7 protein-coding genes are annotated in these 6,451 nt (G+C 41.5%); all 7 read right to left on the reverse strand.

The window, feature by feature from the left end; genetic code table 11:
* Positions 1-146 precede the first annotated feature (146 nt).
* Entirely contained in the window at positions 147-515 is a 369-nt protein-coding gene (locus tag JOC31_RS09465; RefSeq protein ID WP_205017920.1) for an ACT domain-containing protein, read from the reverse strand.
* Between the two features lie 26 nt (positions 516-541).
* Positions 542-2,377: a translation elongation factor 4 gene (lepA, locus tag JOC31_RS09470; protein ID WP_239551777.1), complete on the reverse strand. Its 1,836-nt coding sequence runs from the start codon at positions 2,375-2,377 to the stop codon at positions 542-544.
* 129 nt (positions 2,378-2,506) lie between these two features.
* Positions 2,507-2,926 (reverse strand): nucleoside-diphosphate kinase, encoded by a 420-nt coding sequence (ndk, locus tag JOC31_RS09475; protein ID WP_205017915.1) that lies wholly within the window; start codon positions 2,924-2,926, stop codon positions 2,507-2,509.
* 90 nt (positions 2,927-3,016) lie between these two features.
* Positions 3,017-3,661 (reverse strand): TIGR01906 family membrane protein, encoded by a 645-nt coding sequence (locus tag JOC31_RS09480; RefSeq protein ID WP_205017916.1) that lies wholly within the window; start codon positions 3,659-3,661, stop codon positions 3,017-3,019.
* Complete coding sequence (locus tag JOC31_RS09485) at positions 3,654-4,427, reverse strand: TIGR01457 family HAD-type hydrolase (RefSeq protein ID WP_205017917.1); 774 nt, start codon at positions 4,425-4,427, stop codon at positions 3,654-3,656. The genes JOC31_RS09480 and JOC31_RS09485 overlap by 8 nt, the downstream gene beginning before the upstream one ends.
* On the reverse strand, positions 4,420-5,154 hold the full coding sequence (locus JOC31_RS09490; protein ID WP_205017918.1) for an acyl-ACP thioesterase domain-containing protein: 735 nt from the start codon (positions 5,152-5,154) through the stop codon (positions 4,420-4,422). Before JOC31_RS09490 ends, JOC31_RS09485 begins: the two co-directional genes overlap by 8 nt.
* Before the next feature lie 14 nt (positions 5,155-5,168).
* A complete protein-coding gene (gene hemW / locus JOC31_RS09495) occupies positions 5,169-6,299 on the reverse strand; it encodes a radical SAM family heme chaperone HemW (RefSeq protein WP_205017919.1) in 1,131 nt (376 codons plus the stop codon).
* Positions 6,300-6,451 lie beyond the last annotated feature (152 nt).

Consider the following 6,451-nt stretch of genomic DNA (forward strand, 5'->3'; position numbering starts at 1 on the left):
TTCTCATCGCTTTAAACATGCAAAAAGAGAGAACCAATCTGATTCTCTCTCGCTGCTGATTATAAGTCAACCCACTACAGTTGACAAAGAGCCAATAAAAGAGAGTAGCCAGGTCTCCCTAGCTAACTCCCTCGAATGGATTGTTATCACATTACTATATCGTAACCAGCTTGTGATAAGACAGTTACCGCCTGTTCCAAGTGGCTGTTTTTCACCAAAATATAATCGGTGTTAAAAGTTGATAGGGCAACAATGGATATCTGATGTTGCGCTAGCACTCCTGCGATTTTGGCTAAAATACCAATCAAAGAGAAATCCAAGACCCCTTCAATTCGAAAAGCTCTCCAGCCATCCTCACAAACCAGCGTATTCGTTGGTACTTGATCTGTTGGAAGAATAAGTGAGTTCTCTTGATCTGTCTTACCGATAAAGACAAACTCTTTTGTTAGGTCAACTTGCTGATAATCACTTACCTTACAAACTGAAAAATCTTGCTTCAAAACATTGATTTTCATTGATTTCACAACTTTCGTCTTTTGGTTTACTTTTCATCTTCATCCATTGAAAGGACGCTTAGGAAGGCTTCTTGCGGTACTTCAACAGAACCGATAGCCTTCATACGTTTCTTACCAGCTTTTTGTTTTTCAAGCAACTTACGCTTACGAGAAACGTCACCACCGTAACATTTGGCCAAAACGTTTTTACGAAGGGCTTTGATGTCTGTACGAGCCACGATTTTTTGACCGATAGCGGCTTGGATTGGCACCTCAAATTGCTGACGTGGAATGATTTTCTTGAGTTTATCAACGATGAGTTTTCCACGCTCATAGGCAAATTCCTTGTGGACGATGAAGCTAAGCGCATCGACCTTGTCACCGTTGAGGAGAATATCCATTTTAACCAAATTAGATTTGCGGTACTCTGAAATTTCGTAGTCAAATGAAGCGTAACCACGTGTTGATGACTTAAGCTTATCAAAGAAGTCAAAAACAATCTCTGCAAGTGGGATTTGATAGATGACGTTGACACGATTATCATCAATGTACTCCATCGTCTCAAAATCACCACGTTTGCGTTGCGCCAACTCCATCACCGCACCAACATACTCTTGTGGCACCATGATTTGGGCTTTGACATAAGGTTCTTCAATGCTATCAATACGCGTTGGGTCTGGGAATTCTGATGGATTTGAGACTTCAATCATCTCACCGTCAGTCGTATTGACATTGTAAACTACAGATGGCGCTGTCATGATGAGGTCGATATTGAACTCACGTTCTAGACGTTCTTGGATAACATCCATGTGAAGAAGACCCAAGAAACCACAACGGAAACCAAATCCCAAAGCTTGAGAGGTTTCAGGTTCAAATTGAAGACTGGCATCGTTCAATTGTAATTTTTCAAGCGCTTCACGTAAATCGTTGTATTTATTGGACTCGATTGGGTAAAGACCAGCAAAGACCATCGGGTTCATTTGCTTGTAGCCGTGAAGTGGCTCTGCTGCTGGATTATCAGCTAGAGTAACCGTATCACCGACACGGGTATCAGCTACTGTCTTGATGGATGCCGCGACATAACCAACGTCACCAGTCGCAAGGTAGTCTCGTCCGACAGCCTTAGGCGTAAAGATACCAACTTCTGTGACATCAAAGGTCTTACCGTTGGACATCATCTGAATCTTATCGCCTGGTTTAACCATACCATTGACCACACGTACTTGTAAAATAACCCCACGGTAGGCATCGTACACGGAATCAAAGATAAGGGCTTGAAGAGGTTCCTCGATATCTCCAGCTGGAGCTGGAACTTTCTCAACGATTTGCTCTAGAATGTCTTCAATACCAATCCCTGCCTTAGCAGATGCTAAAACAGCATCTGAGGCATCCAGACCAATCACATCTTCGATTTCGCCGCGAACACGCTCTGGGTCTGCTGCAGGCAAATCAATCTTATTGATAACCGGCATGATTTCAAGATCGTTGTCAAGAGCGAGGTAGACATTCGCCAAAGTCTGTGCCTCAATACCTTGTGCAGCATCTACAACAAGGATTGCCCCTTCACAGGCTGCAAGGGAACGTGACACTTCGTAAGTGAAGTCAACGTGTCCAGGCGTGTCAATCAAGTGAAAAATATAAGTTTCCCCGTCTTTAGCGGTGTAGTTGAGCTCAATCGCATTTAGCTTAATTGTAATCCCACGCTCTCGCTCCAAATCCATCGAATCAAGCAATTGGGCTTGCATTTCACGACTTGAAACCGTTTCAGTTTTCTCTAAAATACGGTCAGCCAAGGTTGATTTTCCATGGTCTATATGGGCGATGATTGAGAAGTTACGAATCTTCTCCTGTCGTTTTTTTAATTCATTTAAATCGATTGCCATTTACTTTTTGCGTTTCCTTTTAAAATAGTCTTTATCCTTTATTATAGCAAAATTCCCTAAGATAAGAAACAGTTTTGCAACTGAAAAAACAGCCTTCAAGTAGCTCAAAAGCTAGTTGACGACTGTTCTTTAATTCATTTCAGGAAACCAAATCGCTATTTCACGTTGAGCTGACTCAAGAGAGTCTGACCCGTGAGCGATATTGGGAATGATGCTACCTGTCGGCGCTGTTGCAAAGTCTCCTCGGATTGTTCCTGGAGCAGCCTCGGCTGGATTTGTTGCTCCCAACATATCACGCCAAGAAGCCACAACACCAGGACCTGCTATAACCCCCATAACCACTGGAGCTGACATCATAAACTCTGCAATTCCTAGAAAGAAAGGACGATCCACTAAGTCAGCATAGTGCTTTTCCAAACTCGCACGATCAATCTGGCGCATCTCTAATTTTTCCAAACGGAAACCTCTACGTTCGATACGTTTCAAGACATCACCTACTAGGCCACGCTCAACACCGTCTGGTTTAATCATAAAAAATGTTTTTTCCATTGTCTAGATACTCCTTTTTGCATTCCTTTCTATTGTATCATGAAAGTCGCTTTCAGTAAATTTCAGAACAACTATGAAAAGACAGTGATTTCACTTAACAGACGATTGACGAGATTTTCGCCACTGCTGTCTCCCCACAAGATAGAATCCAATCATAGAAATCTCATATAAAACAAGAAAAAGAAGGAAGCAAGCAAGGAAAAAATTCTCAGGCAAAATATAGATAACAGGGTCCGTATAAGGATTAAAGAGCCAAGAATCATTTCCCGGAAAGAGAATCTGATGAAAAAGAGTAAAAAAAGTATCAAACCCCAACAAAACAGCCAGTAAAGCGATGACCAGCGGAACCCCAGCAACAAAAACAAAAAGAGGTTGGTATAACCAGACTAATCTCGCTTTAAAGAGGCGTTTCAAACAAATCACACTAGGGTAAGCTAAGGTAACAAAGACTAGTTGACAAAGTAAAAACAAGTGCTTGACATCAACAAAATGCCCTAAACCGCTCTGTGAAGTTGGAAAATCAGCCATTTTTAACTGACTAACCCAAGGAAAAACAAGAAATCGCATCAGCTGATTAAAGTTATACAGGATTGTCTTTGACGACAAATAAACCACCTTTTCCAGTTGAAAACCAGAAATAGCAAGCGGGTAACATAACCAAGCCAAGCCTATCGTCACCAAAATCACCAAGGATAAGAGCCATATGAAAAGGTAAGAAAAATGCCACTTACTCATGTGCGTCAAAATCCCAATCTGCCAAACTTGCTAAAACATGGTCAGGTTGAATCGGTAGGTCTGCTACTTCCTCAGGCTTTGTAAATCCCGTCGTCACCAGAAGCGTTGGAAAATCATTTTTGATACCCGCAGTGATATCAGTCAAATAGTTATCGCCAACCATAACTGTTTCGGAACGTTTCGTTCCAAGGACATCCAAGGCCTTATTCATAATGACAGCTTCCGGTTTTCCGATAATCACAGGCTTAACACGTGTCGCTGCCTCGATGAGGGCAATTAAGGAACCTGCACCAGGTAGCATGCCACGCTCAGTCGGGATATTGAGGTCAGGATTGGTTCCGATAAAGATAGCTCCCTTTTGAATAGCCAAGGTAGCGACTGCAAGCTTTTCATACGTTAGTTCAGTATCAAGACCTACTACAACATAGGCTGGAGACTCATCATCATGCGTATAGCCAGCCTCTTGGATAGCTGTCTTTAGACCTGTCTCCCCAATCACATAAGCCGTCTTACCTCGGTTCATATCGTTCATATAATCAACCGTTGCTAAAGTTGCTGTGTAGATGGTCTCTATAGCTGTTTCGATATTAAAATGCTCTGCCAGCATGCTTTGGACCATTTCTGGCGTACGAGTAGTGTTATTCGTTACAAAAAGGTAGGGAATCTGACGCTTTTGCAGCTCATGAACAAAAGCTTCACCCTCTGGAATACGATCCTTACCTTTGTAAATAGTACCATCTAAATCAATCAAATAACCCTTATACATCTTTTTTCTCCCATTCTATAATTGCCTGTGCATTAAGTTCGCCATTAGAAGTGATGTCATGACGACTAATCACGCCTTCCTGTTCAACACGTGAATAAATATCACCACCATAATGAATTTCTTTGACATACTTGAGATGGATAGATTTGGGACTATGCTGACGTAAAAAGTCGATATCCAAGACATCGTACATCCATTCAAGGTACTTACCATTATTGACATGACCATTCATATCAAGATCAAAATAACGGACATGGTAAAAGGTTTCTTTAGCCTCTTGCAAGTCTCGATACTTCTGACCACGAATCAATTTTTTGATTTTTGTCGCTTCATAAGGAGCTACCAAATCATCTGGGACCTGGGCTACCTTGCGCGTATCAAAATCAATCAAAACAAAATGGCAAAAAATACTAAGTAGTTGATTGCCCTCTTGGTCAAAAATTCTGAAGTAGCGGTAACAAAATAAACGATTGTAAGAATCAGCCTCTGTCTCAATGATGATATCTTCACCGTAGCGAGGCATTCGCTCAATCTGCACGTCGTACTCTGTAATGACCCAAACCAAATGGTATTGGTCAAAAATATCTTCATCCGAAACACCTAGTGACAGTGACTGCTGACCCGATACCTGCAAAGCAACCGATAGTAAATGGGGCAACTTCACTTGATGGTTGACATCAGTCTCATAAAACGGAATACGATAATTTTGACGGTAAATCTTTCCCATACAACTCCAACTCTCTAATCTAATATAAACTGCTCTGCAACATTGTCTCCAAGAAAAAGACCTTTCTTGGTCATTCGGATGCGATCCCCTTCTACTTGAAGTAAGCCATCCGCCACCAGACCTGACACAATCTCGCCATAGCGCTCTTCAAAGGACAATCCAAACTTTGTCTCAAACTTTGTCTTAGAAATACCTGATTTCTTACGAAGCCCCAAAAAGAACTCCTCTTCCATCATTTCCTCTTTGGTTAAATGCTCTTCAGACAACCTTGCATTTCCCTCTTCGACAGCCTTTAAATAATGTTGGATTGGCACACGATTACGGTAACGAACCCCATCCACATAACCAGACGCCCCTGCACCGACACCATAATACTCATCATTTTCCCAGTACATGAGGTTGTGGCGACTTTCCATACCAGGCTTGGTAAAGTTAGAAATCTCATAATGCTCAAAACCATTTTTTTCAAGCTCTGCGATGATATAGTCAAACATCTCCGCTTCCAAATCCTCTGTCGGTAGATTTAGCCTACCACGACGCATTTTATTCATAAACACGGTATGGTGCTCCAAAATCAAGCTGTATAAGCTCAAGTGAGGAATATCAAGTGCTAGAGCCTTGGCCACATTTTCCTCGACCTGCTCCATGGTCTGACCAGGTAAAGCGTAGATGAGGTCTATGGAAATATTGTCAAAGCCAGCCTGCTTAAGCGCATCAATCGAGTCATAGATTTGCTGTTCGTTATGACTTCGACCAATCTGTTTAAGGTGCTTATCATTGAAGGTCTGCACCCCCAAGGAAATACGATTAACAGCCGACTTTTTCAAAACTGCAATCTTTTCAGGCGTCAAGTCTCCCGGGTTAGCTTCGATTGTAAACTCCTCAAGCTCGGCTAAATCAAGAGACTTGGTCAGATTTGTCAACAAATAATCTAGTTGAGAAGCACTGATAGCTGTTGGTGTCCCCCCTCCGATATAGAGAGTTCTGAGATGGTGAATATCATAAGATTCGAATTCACGAATAAGAGCCTGAAGATAAGAATCTACAGGCTGATTTTTGATAAAAACTTTTGAAAAATCGCAATAATAACAAATTTGAGTGCAAAATGGAATATGCACATAAGCTGATGTCGGTTTTTTTAACATGTTTCTATTATACACCTTTTTTAGTTTCTTTCCCACATGAAAAAAGCCCCTATCGTCAATGTACTGACCCCAAAAAGTTGGACACTATATTTATTGAAGGGATTTAGTTCTGTATTGCACAGGACTAAGTCCTTTTAGTTTTGCTTTGATTC

Origin of the sequence: Streptococcus saliviloxodontae (assembly GCF_016908655.1) — a bacterium.
In the GTDB taxonomy this organism is placed as follows: domain Bacteria; phylum Bacillota; class Bacilli; order Lactobacillales; family Streptococcaceae; genus Streptococcus; species Streptococcus saliviloxodontae.